The organism is Brunnivagina elsteri CCALA 953, from assembly GCF_002289455.1.
GTDB classification, from domain to species: Bacteria; Cyanobacteriota; Cyanobacteriia; order Cyanobacteriales; family Nostocaceae; genus Brunnivagina; species Brunnivagina elsteri.
The window spans coordinates 1-20,570 of record NZ_NTFS01000070.1 but is presented as its reverse complement, the minus strand read 5'-3'; the positions used below and the strand labels follow the sequence as shown (position 1 = coordinate 20,570).

General features: G+C 39.8%; 19 protein-coding genes. 8 read left to right on the top strand and 11 right to left on the bottom strand.

The window, feature by feature from the left end:
- Positions 1-131: 131 nt before the first annotated feature.
- Positions 132-899, bottom strand: coding sequence for a response regulator transcription factor (locus CK510_RS08905; protein WP_095721369.1), 768 nt, complete (start codon positions 897-899; stop codon positions 132-134).
- Positions 900-1,576: 677 nt separating this feature from the next.
- Here CK510_RS08905 and CK510_RS08900 point away from each other — a divergent pair.
- Positions 1,577-1,831 (top strand): DUF6761 family protein, encoded by a 255-nt coding sequence (locus tag CK510_RS08900; RefSeq protein WP_095721365.1) that lies wholly within the window; start codon positions 1,577-1,579, stop codon positions 1,829-1,831.
- Between the two features lie 498 nt (positions 1,832-2,329).
- On the opposite strand, the gene grxD is transcribed toward CK510_RS08900, so the two are convergent.
- The 3 genes from grxD to CK510_RS08885 all read right to left on the bottom strand — a co-directional run bounded on the left by grxD (position 2,330) and on the right by CK510_RS08885 (position 3,900).
- Positions 2,330-2,653, bottom strand: coding sequence for a Grx4 family monothiol glutaredoxin (grxD, locus tag CK510_RS08895; protein WP_095721364.1), 324 nt, complete (start codon positions 2,651-2,653; stop codon positions 2,330-2,332).
- Positions 2,654-2,756: 103 nt separating this feature from the next.
- Positions 2,757-3,002, bottom strand: coding sequence for a BolA family protein (locus tag CK510_RS08890; RefSeq protein WP_095721363.1), 246 nt, complete (start codon positions 3,000-3,002; stop codon positions 2,757-2,759).
- 304 nt (positions 3,003-3,306) lie between these two features.
- Positions 3,307-3,900, bottom strand: a complete 594-nt coding sequence (locus CK510_RS08885; RefSeq protein WP_095721362.1) for a hypothetical protein — start codon at positions 3,898-3,900, stop codon at positions 3,307-3,309.
- Between the two features lie 188 nt (positions 3,901-4,088).
- On the opposite strand from CK510_RS08885, the gene CK510_RS08880 reads away from it, so the two are divergent.
- Positions 4,089-6,236: a S8 family serine peptidase gene (locus CK510_RS08880; protein ID WP_095721361.1), complete on the top strand. Its 2,148-nt coding sequence runs from the start codon at positions 4,089-4,091 to the stop codon at positions 6,234-6,236.
- Positions 6,237-6,326: 90 nt separating this feature from the next.
- Here CK510_RS08880 and CK510_RS08875 read toward each other — a convergent pair whose 3' ends face one another.
- From CK510_RS08875 to grxC, 3 genes are all read right to left on the bottom strand, one after another.
- Positions 6,327-7,181, bottom strand: a complete 855-nt coding sequence (locus CK510_RS08875) for a lysophospholipid acyltransferase family protein (protein ID WP_095721360.1) — start codon at positions 7,179-7,181, stop codon at positions 6,327-6,329.
- 70 nt (positions 7,182-7,251) lie between these two features.
- The gene (gene tadA, locus CK510_RS08870; RefSeq protein ID WP_095721359.1) at positions 7,252-7,737 is read right to left on the bottom strand and encodes a tRNA adenosine(34) deaminase TadA; all 486 of its coding nucleotides are present in this window, start codon (positions 7,735-7,737) and stop codon (positions 7,252-7,254) included.
- Between the two features lie 143 nt (positions 7,738-7,880).
- Positions 7,881-8,189, bottom strand: a complete 309-nt coding sequence (grxC, locus tag CK510_RS08865; protein WP_095721358.1) for a glutaredoxin 3 — start codon at positions 8,187-8,189, stop codon at positions 7,881-7,883.
- A gap of 311 nt (positions 8,190-8,500) precedes the next feature.
- Here grxC and glpX point away from each other — a divergent pair, with 311 nt between their 5' ends.
- From glpX to CK510_RS08840, 5 genes are all read left to right on the top strand, one after another.
- Positions 8,501-9,538, top strand: a complete 1,038-nt coding sequence (glpX, locus tag CK510_RS08860) for a class II fructose-bisphosphatase (protein ID WP_095721368.1) — start codon at positions 8,501-8,503, stop codon at positions 9,536-9,538.
- A gap of 139 nt (positions 9,539-9,677) precedes the next feature.
- Positions 9,678-10,964: a glutamyl-tRNA reductase gene (locus CK510_RS08855; protein ID WP_095721357.1), complete on the top strand. Its 1,287-nt coding sequence runs from the start codon at positions 9,678-9,680 to the stop codon at positions 10,962-10,964.
- Between the two features lie 271 nt (positions 10,965-11,235).
- Positions 11,236-14,190, top strand: coding sequence for a UPF0182 family protein (locus CK510_RS08850; protein ID WP_095721367.1), 2,955 nt, complete (start codon positions 11,236-11,238; stop codon positions 14,188-14,190).
- A gap of 460 nt (positions 14,191-14,650) precedes the next feature.
- Complete coding sequence (locus CK510_RS08845; protein ID WP_095721356.1) at positions 14,651-15,262, top strand: DUF2087 domain-containing protein; 612 nt, start codon at positions 14,651-14,653, stop codon at positions 15,260-15,262.
- A 486-nt stretch (positions 15,263-15,748) separates the two neighbouring features.
- Entirely contained in the window at positions 15,749-16,318 is a 570-nt protein-coding gene (locus CK510_RS08840; RefSeq protein WP_095721355.1) for a hypothetical protein, read from the top strand.
- A gap of 138 nt (positions 16,319-16,456) precedes the next feature.
- On the opposite strand, the gene CK510_RS08835 is transcribed toward CK510_RS08840, so the two are convergent.
- The 3 genes from CK510_RS08835 to CK510_RS08825 all read right to left on the bottom strand — a co-directional run bounded on the left by CK510_RS08835 (position 16,457) and on the right by CK510_RS08825 (position 18,829).
- Positions 16,457-16,993 carry a hypothetical protein gene (locus tag CK510_RS08835; RefSeq protein ID WP_095721354.1) on the bottom strand — a complete coding sequence of 179 codons (537 nt, stop codon included), beginning with the start codon at positions 16,991-16,993 and terminating at the stop codon, positions 16,457-16,459.
- A 245-nt stretch (positions 16,994-17,238) separates the two neighbouring features.
- Complete coding sequence (locus CK510_RS08830; protein WP_095721353.1) at positions 17,239-18,420, bottom strand: LL-diaminopimelate aminotransferase; 1,182 nt, start codon at positions 18,418-18,420, stop codon at positions 17,239-17,241.
- Positions 18,421-18,499: 79 nt separating this feature from the next.
- Positions 18,500-18,829 (bottom strand): thioredoxin family protein, encoded by a 330-nt coding sequence (locus tag CK510_RS08825; protein ID WP_095721366.1) that lies wholly within the window; start codon positions 18,827-18,829, stop codon positions 18,500-18,502.
- Positions 18,830-19,175: 346 nt separating this feature from the next.
- On the opposite strand from CK510_RS08825, the gene CK510_RS08820 reads away from it, so the two are divergent.
- Positions 19,176-19,463: a hypothetical protein gene (locus CK510_RS08820; protein ID WP_095721352.1), complete on the top strand. Its 288-nt coding sequence runs from the start codon at positions 19,176-19,178 to the stop codon at positions 19,461-19,463.
- Between the two features lie 191 nt (positions 19,464-19,654).
- On the opposite strand, the gene CK510_RS08815 is transcribed toward CK510_RS08820, so the two are convergent.
- The gene (locus tag CK510_RS08815; RefSeq protein ID WP_095721351.1) at positions 19,655-20,449 is read right to left on the bottom strand and encodes a PspA/IM30 family protein; all 795 of its coding nucleotides are present in this window, start codon (positions 20,447-20,449) and stop codon (positions 19,655-19,657) included.
- Positions 20,450-20,570: the final 121 nt, after the last annotated feature.

Below are 20,570 nucleotides of genomic sequence, written 5' to 3'. Positions count from 1 at the left end.
TGTCTCATATTCTATAATGCAGTCTGTACCAATTTACATTCTGATTTTTTTTCTACCCCGATTTACCGAGCGGATACATAAAATCTACTACTTAGTATTAATTTTGAGAAAATGGGATTTTAATAAATCACCTACACCGAAGTACTCAAAGGCGATCGCGAATTGCTAAATCTCTCAGGAGTTACCTTTGCTTGCGACTGCGGCATATTTACATTCAAAATCTCCATGTTGAACCTGTACCCAACATTACGAATAGTTTGAATCAAACTTGGTTGACGTGGATCGAGTTCCACCTTTTTCCGCAACGATAATACATGTGTATCTATTGTCCGGGGATTATCAATCGCATCAGGCCAAGCACGACGTAAAAGTTCCGAACGACTCAGCGCTATCCCCCCAGCTTGAGCTAACACATAAAGTAAACTAAATTCCTGCGGTGTTAAGTCAATAAATTCACCTTGAAAACGAACCCGACGCTGGACTAAATCGATTTGTAATGCCCCATAATCCAAATAAGCTGGTGCCGCAGGAGTTCTGTTGCGACGAATTAATGCCTCTACCCGTGCCAAAAATTCCTGCATCCCAAAAGGTTTACTCAGGTAATCATCAGCACCAGCCTTAAGTCCAGCAACAATATCACCCTCACTATTGCGAGCTGATAACATTAAAATTAGTGGTTGCTGTTGCTGATATAGCCAACGGCAAAACTCCATACCATCACCCTCTGGCAAATCGGCATCAAGAATAACTAACGTTGGTTGATTGCTTAAAAAAACTTCCCTTGCTTGATAAATACTCGCAGATTGATGTACTCGATAGTTCAGCTGTTGCAAGTGCCAACCTAACAAAGACCTCAGATGGGGATTTCCCTCAACGATTTCAATACAAACCGAACCCACAGCGTCAAGACCCCTTAGCATCTATGAATTTACAAAGTATCAAAGCCTAGTCACTTGGTTTTGTAACCGTTGCTACTTCACATCCAATAAGTTTTCTACTAAATGATATTTATACTCCCAATATTGGGAATCCACCCCTTACCCAAAGCGGAGTTAGTCAATAATCAATCAAGACCTCAAGAATTGTTAAGATTTAATTATATTTGCCTTGTGTATTATACGACTTTGATGATGGAGAGCGTATTGTCCAAGTAAATAACTCGAATATATTTATTTTTGTTACAATTTATTAGACCATTAGCCAAATTGTTGCCTTGAATACACTTTAACCCAAAGCATTAAGCTTAAAAACTTATTTAGATGAGGTTTTCCTGAAAAGCGCCTACCTTCATTGAATAATACAAAGAGGTTATAATTCTTTCACAAGTCAATCATCTACTCAGCAACTTTCCATGCATAATAGATAAAAACAAACAAGCCTAAAAACAACAAAACCAACCATTCAATTCACCAAGCTCTGGAATAGGATGGAGTTGAACGGTAGCTACTTTTAGATATTCTTCACAAGGGAGATAATGTCGGCTTTGAATTGATGTCAGACTACAAAGAAGTAATACTTCACTTTATTAGCTCAGATATTTTACAATCCTCATTCCAAATATATCTCTACAGCAGTTATGCTCCAAGACACACAAACCATTCGCTATTACCAAAAACTCACCGACACCTTCGTCGAGCTATGGAATCGCGGTTATCGCACGGATGATATGCGGATGTATTTAGATGGCTACCTCGCTGCCCTGCGAAATAGCAATGCTATTGAACCATATTTGATTCATCGTTTAGAGGAAGAAGCAATGCGCTATTTGTACGATGTCTCAAACTTTGCGATCGCAATGCCGCAACCGGAACCAGAACCCCGCTATTACTAAGCTTTTTTACCTGGTCATTATGAGCCAAATTTTTGATTAATGCGGGCGATCATAACATCACATCTGCTCTAATGACTAGTGCCAAATGTATAAATTTTGGAAATACGAAATTGGAGACTCAATCTAGGCTGTTGACTTTGTACCTTTTTGGGGGTTAGATTTTCATCCAATATCTGTGATATAACTTGTCCCTTGTCTCCGGCAAGGAATACAGCGTTGGAGGAACCCCACCTCCAGTCTGGACAAGAGGTAGAGCCTCTGGCAATGCATTCCCAGCCAGAGACTGGGAACGAGATGCGACACAAAAATTGTATGAGCCAAAAGCGTAAAAATTCCATCAAAGTCAACAGCCTAGACTCAATCTGTCTTCAATTATAAATTGGGAGTTTTTCAGCAGAAAATTCTCTAAAATAAAACCCAGCCACATTGTTATTGCACTATAACGGCTGGGTTTTTTCGATTCAGCTTTTTCGATTCAGCTTTTTCGCTGTACGGATGCTACGAAGCTAAAGCTACTTCAACCATTTGTTGTAATTCACCCGATTGGTACATTTCAATCAAAATATCAGAACCACCGACAAATTGACCATTCACATAAACTTGGGGAACTGTGGGCCAGGTAGAATATTCTTTAATACCTTGACGAATATCAGAGTCAGCCAAAACATCTACTGTTTCAAAAGGCACTCCCAATGTATTCAGTATCTGGACGACATTGTTAGAGAACCCGCACTGGGGCATTAATTTGTTTCCCTTCATGAAAACCATGATTTTATTTTGGGTAACTAAATTATCAATCCGTTCTTTAATTTCAGGTGTCATGTTCTTTCTCTTACGATTGGACTAGCTGCTTAAATTATGTAGTAGGTTTTGGGCATTGGGCATCGGGATAAATTACCACTCATCCATAACCAATAACCATTAGCTATTGACTACTTTGCCAAGTTTCCGGTGTGTATGTTTTCAATGCTAAAGCATGGATTGCCTCGGTAGACATGGCTTCTTGCACGGCACGGTAAACTAATTGATGCTGTTGTACTAGTCCTTTGCCAGCAAACTGCGATGAAACGACAGTCACCTCAAAATGCTCACCATCAGGACTTTGCACGTTTATTTTGGCATCTGGCAACTCTGCTTGGATCATTGCCTCCACTTGCTGCGGATTAATCATCGCAATCCTATAAGAAACAATTTTTAACAGTAGCTAAATTTTAACAAATATTGACTACTAACTTCTGTCATTTTAGGGCATGAAGTAAGTTAATAGCGAATGGTCTGAATATATGTTTTACCTTATGGGAACCATACAGCACTTACGCCTGCTATGAGGTACAGGCACAGTATCAGAAGTTAGGATGGGAAAGGGATGTGGGTAAAACTGGGCTTTATAATAGCCGGAAGTGCTGTAAATAAAATACGTAGAGACATTACATGTAACATCTCTACGTTAAAATGGTATTTTTTTGAGAGCTTGATTACTTTTGGGATGTGCTACCACCACGGGGAAAGGGAGAATCGACAAATCCCAATTCCAAAAGTTGTTGGTAAGCTTTTTTACCCATATCCCTTGTGGGATTTTGGCTTTTGACGATTTGTATGAGTAGAGGAACTGCTAGTTCAGGTTTATTTTGGGAACGATGTACTAGCGCTAGTTGATAGGTAGCTTCATCGCGTAATAGTGCAGTTTCGAGTGCTTTTTTACGCTGGGAATCAGCTATGCGGTTATCAATTCCAGAAAAACTGGAAGTAAGTTCTTGGTAGAAGTTGGATAGCTGGTTAAAAACAGTTCGTGCTTCTTGAAGTTTCTTAGCTGCGCTATCGAAGTTTTGGGAAGAAACTGCACTTGCCGCTTCACTCATCAGTCGCTTGCCACCATCGATGCTTAACACTGTACTGGTTTGAGACACGGGACGAAGATTGTTCGGGTCGTTGGGGTCAATTGGTTGAGCTTGGTTAGAATTAGGTGTAAGCTTTGGTGTCTGGGCTTGTACCTGTGGTAGCAAGAACAGGGCTGCTATCAGTGATAAGCAAGCAAAGCGAATCAAGGGAACAGTTGTAGCAAATTTCATGGGTTTTTCTGGTGCAACAACTCAATAAAAGTAAATAAAACAAAATGGAAACTTGGGGTATCTTAACTCTGTTTGGGCTTTTGACAAAGCAAAGCTACATACTAAGTTATTACTTTCTTAGACTGGTGGTTGATTTAATCAAGTTCCCGTAGTTATTTTTGATTTTGAGTTGACATTTTTTACAAACTATGAATCTAAATCAATCTAATTTTTCTGCAAGTGTGGGTGTTCCTGCAAATAGCTTGGGGATTATTTTACAGCGTGGTGGTGAAGAGTTAATTTTAGAAAAAGTGAGCGATCGCTTTACAGTTCGTCCCCAGCAGAATCTATCATCACCAGGACAATTAGGATTAAGTATCGGCAAATGGCAGCGTAGCATCCCCCAGGCAAATCTCGAAGTATTTACTGTGGAAGCAAGTCAGCTAGATGCCGCGATCGCAAATGCCCGCAATTCGGAAAATGTCGCTTTTGCCAGTCATGTTTACCAAATTAAAAATAGTAATAGTCAAAATAGTCCCAGTACGTTTGTACATGTGGACGACCAAATTACAATTCAGTTTGCCCTGGGGGTTGACTCTGGCAAAATTAAAACCATTACCGCAGCTTTTAGCTTAGTCGCAGATAAACCCGTTGTCGGGTTAGCGAATACATTTGTATTCCGAGTCGGTAAGGATGCAACAGAGAATCCGATCAAAATCGCCAATAGATTACAGTCTCAACCCGAAGTTTTAGCCGCAGAACCGAATATTATTATCCGTGCCGAACCCCACTATAAACCTCGCGACCTACTTTATCCCGAACAATGGTATCTCAACCACAACAATGGTAGAGAAGTGGCAGCAGGTTCACATATTTCCGTTGAAAAAGCCTGGGATATTACCCGTGGTTTGCGTTCCGTAGTCGTTGCTGTGGTTGATGACTCGTTTGATTTGAATCATCCCGATTTTCAAGGTAATGGAAAAATAGTTGCACCCCTGAATTTGCGGGATAATAATTTTTTACCCCTACCGAATTCAACTGAGACTAGTCACGGAACTGCCTGTGCTGGGGTAGCAGTTGCGGAAGAAAACGGTACTGGTATTGCTGGAGTTGCCCCTGGATGTGCTTTAATGCCGATTCGCACCACGGGGGATTTAGATGACGAATCCATAGAGAAAATTTTTGATTGGGCAGTAGAAAAAGGTGCTAGTGTCATTTCTTGCAGTTGGGGAGCAGCAGCAGTTTATTTCCCTTTGTCCATACGTCAGCGTGCTGCCATTTCCCGTGCAGCTACCCAAGGTCGAAATGGTAAAGGTTGCGTAATTTTATTTGCCGCAGGTAATGCCAATCGTCCAATTAATGGCAGCGTCAACGAGAAAAATTGGGTAAAAAATGTTTTGAATGGAAATACAAAGTGGCTCAGTGGATTTGCAGTACATCCCGATGCGATCGCAGTCTCAGCTTCCACTAGTTTTGGCAAGAAGGCAGCTTACAGCAATTGGGGGACAAATATTTCAGTTTGCGCTCCAAGCAATAATGCACCACCAGGAATGTGGTTCCAAACGACGGGCTATATTTACACCCAACCAGGGATTGCAGTATCCTTACCAGGATTAGGGGTTTTGACTGCCGACCAATTGGGTGCTGCGGGTTACGACAAAGAGGACTTTACTAGAGACTTTGGGGGAACTTCGAGTGCAACACCTGTGGTTGCGGGAGTCGCAGCATTAGTATTATCAGCAAATCCTGACTTGACAGCACCACAGGTAAGAAAAATTTTACAGGATACCGCAGATAAAATTGTCGATACCGAACCCGATCCCCAATTAGGAATGAGGGCAGGAACCTACGACAATAGCGGTCATTCCCAATGGTTTGGATATGGTAAGGTGAATGCTTTTAAAGCGGTGCAAGCAGCCCAGCAGTTACGTGTGACGGGTGTTACAGGTGCGGTTGCAGCGAAGGAAATTATTGGACGGAATAATAATAAATTGGCGATTCCAGATAATGACAGGCAAGGAATCCGAAGTATAAATATTATTACTGAGACTAGTTTAGTCAGAGATATTCAAGTGACAGTTAGTATTACCCACGATTTTCTGGGTGATTTAGAAATTTATTTAATTGCGCCGAATAATCAAACATGTTTATTACAAAGCCGTACTTTAGGTCGTCGTCAGGAATTACAACAAACTTACGAAGTGCGATACTCCGTCGGAGTCGCTACGCGATCGCATCCAATTTTATCGCAATTACTGAATATTCCAGCTAGGGGACGTTGGACACTTTGGGTAATTGATTATGTAGAGCAAGACAAGGGAACACTGAATAGTTGGGAATTAAAATTGGGAATTTAGGTTAGTGGTTAATGGTTAATTATTTTTAGTAATACAGTTAATAATTATTTTCCATTAACAATTAGCAATTAACAACTAACAAACAATAATTCACAAATTCGTTTCCGTAAAGCTGCGATCGCTTAATTGTTGCATTGACTTGCCGACATCCTGCATGAGAGAGTTTGCATCCTTTTTGATGCAACCGCTAATATAATCGGCAACCTGAATTGGTTCACCAATATTAATACATACATTTGTACCCCGACTAGGGTTGGTTTGGCTGTAGTCAATACTGATAGGAAGAATCTGCACACCTAAATTCGAGTTATTGACTTCAGCAGTCAAAGCCAAACGGGAAATTCCCGGTTTGAGAGGATGAAGTTCACCTTTGCGAATTCCTCCCTCTGGGAAAATTACTAGCATTTCACCATTTACCAACAAATCAACAGCATGGCGAAGAGTCGTTATTGATGGACGCTTGAGATTCACAGGAAACCCACCTAAGTGTTTAATAAACCATCCTTGTAAACCATTGCATTCTGTGACTGTTACCATAAATCGCAGGTCGCGTCCAGTGATGCAACGTCCTGCCGCATAGGGAACTAACAAAGCATCCCAGCGCGAGCGATGGGTAGGAGCAAAAATAACTGGACCAGTTTTTGGGATATTCTCTTGTCCTGCGATCGCAATTCTTCCAAAGAATAAAGGCAAAATCAAATGGCGACCCAAAAAATAAGCCAAAGGACTCAACCAAGGGGACACTTGTGAGGTAGGATAAGCAACCTGGGCAACCTGGGGATGAACAGCACTCTTGGTCGCTTGATTCTTAGTAGATTGAGTCTTGGTAGATTGAGTTTTGGTAGATTGAGTCTTGGTAGATTGAAAAAGGCTCCTACCTGAAGAAGGGAGAAATTGGATCATAACGACGGCTGCTGATTGTTGGGTAAGATGTGATAAAAACATTGATTAGATACACCGTAGATTTTCTTCCCTAACTTTTGTCACACCAGCTGGACAGTTTTACCTCTGTCCTTTAAGTTGTACTATGTCGTCGATTGGCAAACCACTCTTGTAATTGCTGACGGCAACTCGACTCCAGGATGCCTCCAATCACACGCAATTTATGATTGGAAGCCCCACTGTCGGGAATATTAGCGACTGTTCGCACCGCACCAGTTTTGGCATCATCCACTCCATAAACAAGAATTCCGATCCGGGCTTGTACTATCGCACCAGCGCACATCGGGCAGGGTTCGAGGGTTACGTAGAGAGTACATTCATGTAAACGCCAATTTTGCAACCGCTTTGCTGCTCTCCTCAACGCTACAATCTCCGCATGGGCAGTTGGATCGCAGTCGCGTTCTTTACGATTTTCCCCTTCTGCGATTAACTCCCCTTGGGAATTAACAATGACAGCACCTACAGGAATATCACCTGCATCACCTGCGAATTTAGCTAATTGTAGAGCTTTCATCATCCATTGTCGATGTATAAGATACTCTGAGTATTCAAATGACATTTTTTTATAATAATTTTAGAAAAATGCTTATTCTAAAAGATTTGTAGGCAACAAGAACGGGCAATTCGATAGTTGTCAAAGTAAGTAGCCAAAATTGAATTTAATCAGAAAACTATACCTTGCCTCCCAGAATGCCTAATACCCTATTCCCCAATTAACAATAAATCGAGTTCTCCTTTACTGTCGAGTTCATAAAGGTCATCGCAACCGCCAATGTGTTGGTTGTTAATAAAAATTTGTGGTAGTGTGCGGCGATTGTTAGCACGTTCTGACATTTGAGTACGGGCTGTTTCATCTCCATCTATTTTATACTCAGTAAAATTTGCGCCTTTCCACCAAAGTAGGATTTTAGCGCGGATGCAGTAGGGGCAAGTCTGCCAAGTGTAAATTTCGATGTTTGCCTTAATACGTTCAGGCTGGCGACCGAGAAGGGAATTGAGGAAATTTAGCATGTTATGAAAATAAATTTATTTGTGAACGGTTAATACATAACCATGAAAATAAAACTACCATTTAAAATGCTTGAAAAGCTTATACAGTAATCTTTTTCCTTTTGCCTGTTTGCAGTAATCTGTGCTGGGGAGCAACCATAGGATTGCTCAACAAAATTATATACAGATTAGGGTATTTGGTGGTTTAGGTAAAGCTTTGTATCGCTTATAGTAAAGATTAGTTCCTCGAAGTATCCGCCCTTTGGTAGACTTGAAAACTGAAATGGCTGTTGGAAACGGCGCAAAATCAAGCTATTGCGAGGGCAGACTCTGTGGAAAATACTCTTGGGTTAGAAATTATTGAGGTAGTTGAGCAAGCAGCGATCGCTTCTGCTCGTTGGATGGGTAAAGGTGAGAAAAACATCGCCGACGAAGTTGCAGTGGAAGCAATGCGCGAACGTATGAATAAAATTCACATGCGTGGACGTATTGTAATCGGGGAAGGCGAACGGGACGATGCCCCTATGCTTTTCATCGGTGAAGAGGTGGGTATTTGCTCCCGTACTGATGCCAAAGATTTTTGTAACCCCGATGAATTAATCGAAATTGACATCGCTGTTGACCCCTGCGAAGGTACAAACTTGGTTGCATACGGTCAACCTGGTTCAATGGCTGTATTGGCAATTTCTGAAAAAGGTGGTTTGTTTGCTGCACCAGATTTCTACATGAAGAAATTGGCTGCTCCTCCAGCTGCGAAGGGCAAAGTGGATATTAACAAGTCTGCTACAGAAAACTTAAAGATTCTTTCTGAGTGTCTAGACCGTTCCATTGAGGAACTGGTTGTGGTCGTGATGAAACGCGAGCGCCACAATGATTTAATCAAAGAAATCCGTGAAGCAGGTGCAAGAGTCCAGCTTATTTCCGATGGTGACGTTGGTGCTGCGGTATCTTGTGGATTTGCTGGTACAAATATCCACTGTTTGATGGGTATTGGTGCGGCTCCCGAAGGTGTAATTTCGGCTGCGGCAATGCGGGCTTTGGGAGGTCACTTCCAAGGGCAACTGATTTACGATCCAGAAGTGGTTAAAACTGGTTTGATTGGTGAGAGCAAGCAAGCTAACATTGATCGTTTAACCTCAATGAATATCAATGACCCTGATAAAGTTTACGATGCTCATGAATTAGCATCGGGTAACACAGTCTTGTTTGCGGCTTGTGGTATCACACCTGGTAACTTAATGCAAGGTGTTCGTTTCTTCCACGGAGGTATGAGAACTCAAAGCTTGGTAATTTCCAGCCAATCGAAAACTGCCCGCTTTGTGGACACGATTCATATGTCTGAAGAATCAAAAGTGATCCAACTGCATTAATTAATTAGGGCAATGGGCAAGGGGTAATGGGCAATTAGTAATTCGTAATTTGTAATTAGTAATTCGTAATTTGTAATTACTAATGTCCTATTCCCCATGCCCAATTACAAAACACTGTTAGGATATTACGTTTTAGCAAATGAATATAGCAGTAGTAGGCTTAAGCCATAAAACCGCAAGCGTTGAAGTTCGGGAAAAATTGAGTATTCCAGAAACAATGGTTGAAAGCGTGATCGCACAGCTTCTTAGTTATCCTCATATTGAAGAAGTCGCTATTCTCAGCACTTGTAACCGTTTGGAAATTTATATTGTTGCCCACGAAACCGAGATGGGGATTCGCGAAGTCACGCAGTTTCTTTCCGAACACAGTAAATTACCTATAACCTCGTTGCGATCGCATTTATTTATGCTGCTCCATCAAGATGCTGTCATGCATGTAATGCGGGTTGCTGGGGGTTTAGATAGTCTCGTGCTTGGTGAAGGTCAAATCCTTGCCCAAGTCAAAAATACCCACAAGCTAGGGCAGCAATTCAATGGGATAAAAACCATTTTAAATCGATTATTTAAACAAGCACTTACAGCCGGAAAACGAGTCCGAACTGAAACTAACATTGGTACGGGTGCTGTGTCTATTAGTTCGGCTGCTGTCGAATTAGCACACCTGAAAGTAGAAAATTTAAGTGGCTGTGCGATCGCAATTCTCGGTGCGGGAAAAATGTCGCGGTTACTTGTGCAACACTTGGTTTCTAAGGGTGCTAGACAAATTTGTATTGTTAATCGTTCCCTTGGACGTGCCCAGGAACTTGCCAAAACCTTCTCTGATTATCCAATTACAATCCATCTACTCACTGAGATGATGGCAGTAGTTTCCGAATGCGACATAGTATTTACTAGCACTTCTGCAACTGAACCAATTCTCGATCGCGCTAAGTTGGAAATGGTAATCGAGCCAAACCGTAGTTTGATGCTTTTTGATATTTCTGTACCCCGCAACGTCCATACTGATGTGAATGAACTCGAACATGTTCAAGCATTTAATGTTGATGATTTGAAGGCTGTAGTTGCTCAAAACCAAGAGAGTCGTCGCAAAATGGCACAGGAAGCAGAAGTACTTTTGGAAGAAGAAGTAGAAGCTTTTGATATTTGGTTACGTAGTTTGGAAACTGTAACTACTATTAGCTGTTTGCGTAATAAAATCGAAACTATCCGCGAACAAGAATTAGAAAAAGCTCTATCACGTTTGGGTTCAGAATTTGGCGATAAACATCAAGAAGTCATCGAAGCTTTAACAAAAGGTATTGTTAACAAAATTCTACATGACCCAATGGTACAGTTACGCGCCCAACAAGATGTAGAAGCTAGACGTAAATGTATGCAAACGTTGCAAATGTTGTTTAACCTGGATGTAGAGGAGATATTTAGTTAATGGTTAGGGAACTGAATTAAATAAAATATGACTCTTGATTGTGTAAATTGATGTTGGCTTACTACCAAGAATTGGACTTATTTAAACAATATTACTGGTTATTCAGTAGTATGACACCACATCAGAATTTTTCGTTATCCCATGCAATTGTAGGGGTGGGGTATTCCCACCCTTTCCATAGTTTTATGGGAAAATGAAAGATATAACACCCAATTTGCCAGCAATATCCTTAAAATAAATTGGGGATATGAATGCAACAATTCAAAACATTATGAAGCGAAGCATTAGATTGATATTATTGCTATTGGGCATGTGGCTAATTTTTGACTTAGTTTCACGTTTAACAGCAGAAATTTTATGGTTTCGTGAAGTTGGATATTTACAAGTTTTGTTGTTGCGCTTAAGTACAAAACTATGGCTGTGGATTGGAATATTTTTTTGCACAGCTAGTTTTTTACTATTCAATTTGATGATTGCGAAACGATTTAAGTATGGAAAAAGAGGAGAAGAGGTAAAAAATAAAGGTGGGAAATTAATAAATAATACCTCCTACCAACTCAAATTACGCTTTCTCTTTCCTGCCGTCATTATTCTGAGTGGGATTGCATCTTTAGTAATTGCTTATTACAGCCAGGAAGCTTTGAGGATTTGGCAGCCAAATCTAGAATTACCAACTAAAAAATTAGAATTTTTAAAGCCATTGGCGGAATTTGGAGAGATTTTGGGATTTAAGCAAACTTTTTTTCCAATCCTCCAAATTGGCTTATCTTTATTAACTATATTGGTAATTTTAGTATTTCATGAATTTAGTTTGTATGCTTTCGCCTTTATTCTAAGTTCCTTGCTCGCATTTATATTTTCAAATTATTGGGATAAATTTCTACAGTTTTTTAATAGTATTAGCTTCAACAAGAGCGAACCATTATTTAATATTGATATTAGCTTTTACGTCTTTTCCCTACCAATTTTAGAACTGCTGCAATCCTTATTTCTGGGAACATTTTTATTTAGCATTGCCGCAGTTGGATTAATTTACTTACGTTCAGCAAATAGCCTCAGCGAAGGAAACTTTCCCGGTTTCTCCATATTACAACGACTGCATTTAGACACCTTAGGTTGTTTATTTATGCTTTCGATTGCCCTACGCTACTGGCTTTTGCGTTACTCCTTACTTTTCTCCCAACGGGGAGTTAATTATGGTGCTAGCTTCACATCCGTCAAGGTTCAGCTACCAATTTACACAGCACTGACTTGGTTAGCGATCGCGATCGCATTTTATCTCCTCCTACGAATCCTCAGTTTATATCGAGCCATCAGGAGAAAGGAAACAAAATTACAGCAGAGACAAAAAGCCAGAAGTTATTTCTCTCCTTCCCCCATTTCCTCCGTTTTTCCTTATCCCCGTCATCTAATATATTTTCTCACTGCATATTTTACAATTGCAGGAGCATCTGGGGAAATCTTACCTTCCCTTGTACAGCGCTTTATCGTCCAACCAAACGAACTCAGCTTAGAACTACCCTACATTAAACGTACTATTGCCCTGACTCGACAAGGATTTAAATTAGACGATATTGAAACGGAAACTTTTGCTCCACAAGGAACATTAACATCTGCTGACTTAAAAAATAATGCCTCAACAATTCGCAATATTCGACTTTGGGATGTCCGTCCATTGTTAGATGCTAACCGTCAATTGCAGCAAATTAGACCATATTACCAGTTTCCCAGTGCAGATATTGACCGCTACAACTTACTTAGAGAAGGGGGAACCGAGAGACAACAAACCATTATTGCTGCACGAGAATTAGATTCTCAGGGTTTACCCAAACAAGCACAAACTTGGGTCAATCAACATTTAATTTATACACATGGTTACGGTTTTACATTGAGTCCAGTTAATAGCATTGGTGTGGGTGGATTACCAAATTACTACGTTCAGGATATTGGGGTTACAGATGCAAGTCAACAGGGTTCCTTGAAGTTATCGAGCGAAGTCATTCGTGATAGTATTCCCATTGGTCAACCGCGTATTTACTACGGTGAAATCAGTAATAATTACGTGATGACGGGTACAAAAACGAAAGAATTAGACTATCCCAGTGGTGGAGATAATGCTTACAACGTTTATGACGGTAGAGGGGGAGTTTCAATTCGTTCTATATGGCGAAAGTTATTTTTTGCTGAGTATCTCAAAGATTGGCAAATGTTACTGACGCGGAATTTTACCCCACAAACTAAACTACTATTTCGCCGTAACATTAAAAATAGAGTCAAAGCGATCGCACCATTTTTACGTTATGATCGCGATCCTTATTTAGTTGCTGCTGATGGAGGAGGAACAACTTTAACAGGGGAAAAGACTTATTTATACTGGATTATCGACGCTTACACCACAAGCGATCGCTATCCCTATTCGGAACCGGGAAGTGATAAATTTAATTACATTCGCAATTCTGTAAAAGTCGTTGTCGATGCCTACAATGGTAGTGTCAATTTTTACGTTGCCGATAGTAGCGACCCAATAATTACATCCCTAACCAAAATCTTTCCCAAGCTTTTTCAACCACTCGATGCCATATCCGCAAGTCTCCTTCGTCATATTCGCTACCCCTTGGATTTATTTGCCGTTCAAAGCGATCGCTTACGAACTTATCACATGACTGACCCCCAAGTATTCTACAATCGTGAAGACCTCTGGGAGATACCAACGGAAATTTATGGTAGTAAACCCCGTTCAGTCGAACCCTATTACCTAATTACAGAACTACCAACGGCAAAAAGCGAAGAATTTATCTTGCTGTTACCTTTTACACCAACACAGCGCCCAAATTTAATCGCTTGGCTAGCTGCACGTTCCGATGGTCAAGAATACGGAAAATTGTTGTTGTACGAATTTCCCAAACAGCAGTTAGTTTACGGACAAGAACAAATCGAGGCTCTAATAAATCAAGATCCAGTAATTTCCCAACAAATCACCCTCTGGAACCGGGAAGGTTCACGAGTCATCCAAGGAAATTTACTCGTAATTCCCATCGAACAATCCCTACTCTACGTGGAACCTTTGTATTTAGAAGCCGAACAAAATAGCGTTCCTACCTTAGTGCGGGTAATCGTCGTCTACCAAAACCGTATCGTCATGGCTGAAACCCTAGAACAGGCTCTCGCTGCAATTTTTCAACCGATTAAACCCACAACTCCCGCAATTATTCGTCCGGTACAGTAGATAAATTCTCAAATTACCCCAAATAAAACAACCCTACCCTTAACAAAGGGAGGGAACTGGATTTTTATTTTCCACCCTTGAAAAGGGTGGTTAGGGGGGATTCATTCTTGTTTTGTACGTACATATCGATTGAACAATAGACAGATATTTGACCTAACTATCTCCACAACTATTCAGTGACTTTTAATATTCTAATAGTTAGATTATGAATTACTTATATATGTGACTATTGCCAAAACTGAAATTTTGATATTTTAAGTGTTTTTTTCGTCATTTCTAACATTGAAATATAAAGAACTAATTAAGAAACTAAATTTTCCTCTGAAAAAGACTAGAAAATGGACGATTGATAGCTACAAAAATACACAAAAGTAAAAAAATAATGCTGCACAAAAGGGGGACAGCAGCGCAATTAAATTCATTTCTAATTCGACGAATATCGAATCAATGATACCAAAGTATGAATAGTGAAAAATTTCAGATTTTGCTGCGCTTTTTCAAAGTGTTAGCAGATGAAAGTCGCTTAAAAATTGTCGGAATTTTGTCAAATCAAGAATGTAGCGTTGAAGAACTAGCTGCCCTACTGCAATTAAAGGAGCCAACTATATCACATCATTTATCAAGATTAAAAGAATTAAATTTGGTTCATATGCGTCCAGATGGAAATGCTCATTTATATAAGTTAGATAATGAGGTATTGCAAAATCTTAGTCAGGAAATTTTTACTCCTGAAAAAATATCTTCTTTGGTTGAGAATGTCAATATAGAAGCATGGGAAAACAAAGTATTAAAAACCTACATTGAAGGAGATTTTCATAATTCCGAAGAACCCCAACGTCTCAAGGAAATTCCTGCGAGTCGAAAAAAGCGATTTGTTGTTCTCAAATGGTTGGTACTTAAGTTTGATACAAATGTCAACTACCCAGAGCGTGTTGTAAATGAAGTCATCAAGCGCTACCATCCTGACTTTGCAACCCTGCGACGGGAATTAGTTGGTTATCAGCTAATGAACCGAGAAGAGGGGGTTTACTCGCGTTCGCGAAGCGGCATCCTTGATGCATCGCACAAATAATAATCAGACTAGACTTCGACTTATCGGATTTTGTCAAAACGCTTCTGCGGCATTTTGCTATCGTTTCACAACAATAATACTCCCACCATATTCTGATGAATGTGGTGGTTGCTCCATATCGCTTTTCTATTTTGCTCTAATTTTACTTAAAACTTGCTTGCGGTAGATTGGAAAACTTATTAATTCCGTATCCGTAGAAAAATATATACAAAGTATCTTTAAGCCCATAAAAAAAGCATACTTATGTATATTCACGATACTGTTCGTAAAAGTTTTACAAAAAAAATTATATCTTTAATGAAAATGATACAAAAAATGGTTTAATTAGTTATTAGTTTTGTATTAGTAAGTAAAATTTACTTGCGTAATTAATTACCGAATTTTAGTAGATAGGGACTACTGAATCGGCGAATATAGCTTTTCATCAAGGTGCTGTTTTATCAATAACCAACCAGCTAGCAAACTGAATATCAGTATAATTTCGACATGCTCAAAAAAATATTACTCCCAACCGTTGTAATTTCGGGTACATTATTGGCTTCCTTTGCAATACTCTTAGCTACCCAAGGTTCAAAACAAATTGAAATACAACTTGAAAACAAGCAAGTTTTTTATGGTGAACTTAGAGACGTAGTTTCACCACCAGTTGGAGCATTAGTTACTGTCGGAGTGACATTGGGAGCAGCATCATTACTTGGATGGCAGCAATCGAGGAAAAGTAGGTCAGAATTGGAAAAAAAGGTACTCCAGATGCAAAGCCAAATATCTAATAAGGATGCTCAAATTCAAGAACTCAAGGTAGCACCATCAAGTCCAATGCTTTCTAAGTTGGAATGGTTTCTTGATGGAGATGATAATGTAACATCCTCGCAAGATAGTCAAGTTGTTACACGGGAGCTATTAGCACAACCTGCCACAGAACCGGTTGTTAAACCTATTTCCGGATTTGACTATCAAGTGATTACAACTAATCAACCATCATCTCAAAATACTGTTCAAAATACAGTTAAAAGCGCATCATCAAGAGTTGGTTCGACTCAACAAAAAAATAGTTGAACAACAAGTCAATTTGGGACTTTAAAAAATAAAATATCCCGATTGTATATAGTTCTTTTCGTTTGGATGCAACACAAACTAGGGCAAACAACCGTTTGCCCCTATGGTATTTTCGATTGCAAATTATATTTAGATGGTTTAACCGCGTTTAAATAATTTTTGTTGAGTTGTAAAAAAACAAAATGTTGCAATCAAAGCTATGACATTTGTTGGTTCGGAAACTTTGCGTTTTATTGGTGGTGTTGGTAATTTATAACGAATTAAATAAGTTCTCGAATAAAGTTGATTAGTTTGATAAGATTTTCCCGGTTTTGTTGATTCGAGATTATATAAGTAAATTATTTTGCCGTCGATTGTCTCTTGTGTGACTGTACTTGCTTGCTTCGCTTCACTAATCACGTTTTCGACTTCTTGAAACAAGTTAGATTTAATTTTATGTTTAATTTCATCATTTTTACCAAGTATTTTTTGCAAACTTGGTGGTAGTTTTAGTTCTTCGTTTTTTCTAGAGAAAAGACTTACATAATCCCTATTTAACAACTTATTCTGATTGGGTTTATCTGTAAATGAAGTATTCTTAAACGAGTTAGCACATGCAGGGTTAGAAGTGATTGTTCCCACTAGTGCGATCGCGAATATATTTGCGCTAATTATCGTAATTTTGCTGACTTTCACATGCACAGTTATCCTTTTTTATACTAGATTTCTAGTAGCTAGATATTAATTGATTGTATTATCTACAACAATAATAATTCAGTATTATTCTTGTAGTCTAGCTTGGGATTACTGAAAATCAAAGTTACACTAATAAACTTTTCGTGAAGTTCTCATAAAGATTTTACAATTCAAAATTTCTATATACAAAATTTTTATATAGACGACAAAATTTCTATATAGACGACTCACCGAGTCGTCTCTACTTAATACAAAAACTCGGCAATACGTTCTACTGCGGTTTCGAGGATGGATGGATTATGGACAAGGGCAAAACGAACATAACCTTCACCAGATTTTCCGAAACCCGAACCAGGGGAAGCAGCTACACCAGTTTCCTTGACGAGTTTAGTACAAAAATCTACTGAACTGTGGCTCCATACTGAGGGTAATTTTGCCCAGATATACATGGTTGCTGCGGGTGTCGGGACTTGCCAACCGATGCGATTTAATGCAGTAATAAAGGTATCACGACGTTGACGAAAAATATTTACGGCTGTATCAACACCTGTTTGACTGCCAGTTAAAGCCGCGATCGCACCATTCAAAATTCCTTGGTATTGGTTAAAGTCTACTGCTGCTTTAACTTGACGTAGTGCCCGAATTAACTCTGCATTCCCGATCGCATATCCAATCCGGAAACCGCCCATATTGTAAGATTTGGAAAGGGTGAAAAATTCGATGGAGATGGTTTTTTCTCTGTCTGCTTGAAAAATTGAAGGAGCAAAGGAAGTTTTGTCCCCTCTGCCCTCAAATACTAAATCAACATAGGGAAAATCGTGAACGAGGACGATGTTGTGTTTTTGACAGAATGCGACTGCTTCTTGAAAAAATGAAAGTGGCGCGATCGCAGTTGTAGGATTATGTGGGTAACTTAATACCATCATTTTTGATTTGGCGACAATATCGCTGGGAATGTCGGTCAATACTGGTAAAAAATTATTTTCAGCTAGCAATGGCATTGAGTATATTTGCCCAGATGCTAAATAAACTCCACCCATGTGGGAGGGATAACCAGGATCGAGAAGTAAAGCATAATCCCCCGGATTGAGGATAGCTAGGGGTAAATGTGCAGTTCCTTCTTGAGAACCAATCAGGGGTAATACTTCAGTTTCCGCATTTACAGGGATACCAAATTTTTGTTCATACCAATTTGCAACAGCCTTGCGAAATGCCTGGGTTCCGTGAAATAGTAAGTAGCCGTGGGTACTTGGGTCATGTAAAGACTGTGCGATCGCATCAATTACATGGGTTTCTGTGGGTAAATCGGAAGAACCCAGCGATAAGTCAATTAATTCTTGTCCTGCTGACAAAGCTGCTGTTTTAGCGATATCCATATCCGCAAACACATTGGATTGCAAGGGCTGTAGACGTTTTGCAAACTGCATTTTTTAATTAATTATAGTTAGTAGGGGTGGGGAAACCCCACCTTCGCAATTGTCGGGATAATTTATTTGTTAGTATTCCCTAATTTAAATTAGCCTCAATAAAATCCAAAAGCTTCTCTTTGCCGATCGCACCTTCGGTTGCAGCTAAAAGTTGACCATCTCGAACCAACCGAAAAGCGGGCACTCCTTCGATTTGGTACTCCTTAACGGCGACTGGATTTGGATCGACTTCCATTTTGACAATTTTGAGGCGATCGCCATAGTTATTCGCTGCTGTATTGAGAACAGGTGCCATTAATTTACAAGGACCACACCAAGCTGCCCAAAAGTAAACTAACACGGGCTGTTCGGATTTTAAAACTTCAGTTTCAAATTCTGTATCTGTAATAATAATTACACCCGTACTCATCGCAGTCTCCATTCAGGCAGTTTTTTCAAAGTTTATACACCAAATACTCTATCTCAATCTGTTGCTAGGAAACCACTAGAGAGGAAATTTTTGACTTTTTCCCATGCATAAAGAAAAATGCAAGTTTGGGAAAATTGTCTTTTTCTGGGTTCCGACGTTCCCCAGACGCTGCTATCTTGTATATCTATGAAGGTGCTTGGTTCCAATTTTTCCGATCGTAGCTTCAGATGAGTGAAATACGTTTATCTTGCTCCCCTTCCCTACAAGGGAAGGGGTTGGGGGTTAGGTCAGTGTATTATTGGATGCAACCAAAAACCGCCATAGTTCAATTTCTAATACATCCAAAATGTTGAAAAACTCTGGTTTGCTGGGAATGTTAATACTATCCAGCTATTTCATTACTACTATTCCGGCTTCCGCACAACTTCCAAAAGTTCCAGTTGCGGAAGATGTCACTTCATTGGAGCGCAAACCAAATGATGAATCGAGCGCTGCTACAAATTCTCTCAAACAAAGGTTAATGGAATCAAAACGACAGCAATCTCAACAACCTAAACAACCGCAAACCGCACATCGCATGGAAACGAGATGGCGGAAATTTAAGCAAGAATTAGATGTTTTGTTTGGGTTGTAGGGTATTGGGTATTGTTTTCTGATATTCCTTTGTGTTCCTAAATCCTTTGGAAATAAAGACGACCTACCGAAACGATACATCAAAATGAAATATTTAGACGACCCACCGGGTCGTCTCTACCGAAAAAACAAAATCCCACAATATAATGCATATTGTGGGATTATTTTAAATTAAATTTAATAATTCTTTACCTACATTTGGTCTAATTGCTTGCGGAGTGCATCCAATTCGGAATCAACGACTTGTTCAGATTTTGGTGCGGATGCTGCGGGAGGATTTTGGGGAGTTGTAGCTTGTTCAGTTAATAGGGGTTGATTTACTGGAGTCGCAGGAGCAAGAGAGGCTTTCAGCGCTGCGAGTTCGTCGTCAACGTCGCTACCCGATTCTAATTGGGCAAATTGACTGTCCAAATCGTTGCTGGCTAATTCTGCGACTGATTGAGCGCGTGCTTCTTGCATCAATACCTTTTCTTCCATCCGCTCAAAAGCTGACATAGCGCTGTTGGTATTCATTCCGCGCACCATGCCTTGGAGTTGCTCCTGTGCTTTGGCTGCGGTAATTCTGGCTTTGAGCATTTCTTTCTTGGTTTTAGCTTCCGAAATTTTGCTCTCTAGCTGAATTAAATTGCGCTTGAGACCTTCGACTTGGACAACTTGTTGATCTAAACTTGCTTTAAGGGCAACAGAGGAATCATTAAAAGTTTTTTTACGTTCCAATGCTTGACGTGCCAAATTCTCATCACCTTTTTGGATGGCTAACTGAGCGTTGCGTTGCCATTTGTTGACTTCGTTCTGGGCATCGCTATATTGCTTTTCGGAACGCTTTTGTGCTGCGATCGTCTGAGCTACCCCTTGACGCAACTGAACTAAATCTTCCTGCATTTCCAGGATAGCTTGTTCGAGCATTTTTTCCGGGTCTTCAGCCTTGCTCACCATATCATTGAGATTGGCACCGACAACTCTTTTAATCCGATCGAATAAACCCATAATTTTTTTCCTTTGAGATTTACGCTGTTATTCTTTGCAGTTTGCTTTTTTACTAATTAATAACTACCTATTTAAATTTAATCCTTCCGGCTTGCTTCGTGCCCCCATATCGGTATATTTC

Coding starts and splice junctions, on each gene's coding strand:
- CK510_RS08830 (WP_095721353.1), bottom strand. CDS start 18,420: ATGCAGTTTGCAAAACGTCTACAGCCCTTGCAATCCAATGTGTTTGCG.
- tadA (WP_095721359.1), bottom strand. CDS start 7,737: ATGTCATTTGAATACTCAGAGTATCTTATACATCGACAATGGATGATG.
- CK510_RS08855 (WP_095721357.1), top strand. CDS start 9,678: ATGAATATAGCAGTAGTAGGCTTAAGCCATAAAACCGCAAGCGTTGAA.
- CK510_RS08885 (WP_095721362.1), bottom strand. CDS start 3,900: ATGAAATTTGCTACAACTGTTCCCTTGATTCGCTTTGCTTGCTTATCA.
- grxC (WP_095721358.1), bottom strand. CDS start 8,189: ATGCTAAATTTCCTCAATTCCCTTCTCGGTCGCCAGCCTGAACGTATT.
- CK510_RS08900 (WP_095721365.1), top strand. CDS start 1,577: ATGCTCCAAGACACACAAACCATTCGCTATTACCAAAAACTCACCGAC.
- CK510_RS08880 (WP_095721361.1), top strand. CDS start 4,089: ATGAATCTAAATCAATCTAATTTTTCTGCAAGTGTGGGTGTTCCTGCA.
- CK510_RS08890 (WP_095721363.1), bottom strand. CDS start 3,002: ATGATTAATCCGCAGCAAGTGGAGGCAATGATCCAAGCAGAGTTGCCA.
- grxD (WP_095721364.1), bottom strand. CDS start 2,653: ATGACACCTGAAATTAAAGAACGGATTGATAATTTAGTTACCCAAAAT.
- CK510_RS08875 (WP_095721360.1), bottom strand. CDS start 7,181: ATGTTTTTATCACATCTTACCCAACAATCAGCAGCCGTCGTTATGATC.
- CK510_RS08820 (WP_095721352.1), top strand. CDS start 19,176: ATGTTGAAAAACTCTGGTTTGCTGGGAATGTTAATACTATCCAGCTAT.
- CK510_RS08845 (WP_095721356.1), top strand. CDS start 14,651: ATGAATAGTGAAAAATTTCAGATTTTGCTGCGCTTTTTCAAAGTGTTA.
- CK510_RS08825 (WP_095721366.1), bottom strand. CDS start 18,829: ATGAGTACGGGTGTAATTATTATTACAGATACAGAATTTGAAACTGAA.
- CK510_RS08815 (WP_095721351.1), bottom strand. CDS start 20,449: ATGGGTTTATTCGATCGGATTAAAAGAGTTGTCGGTGCCAATCTCAAT.
- CK510_RS08840 (WP_095721355.1), top strand. CDS start 15,749: ATGCTCAAAAAAATATTACTCCCAACCGTTGTAATTTCGGGTACATTA.
- CK510_RS08850 (WP_095721367.1), top strand. CDS start 11,236: ATGAAGCGAAGCATTAGATTGATATTATTGCTATTGGGCATGTGGCTA.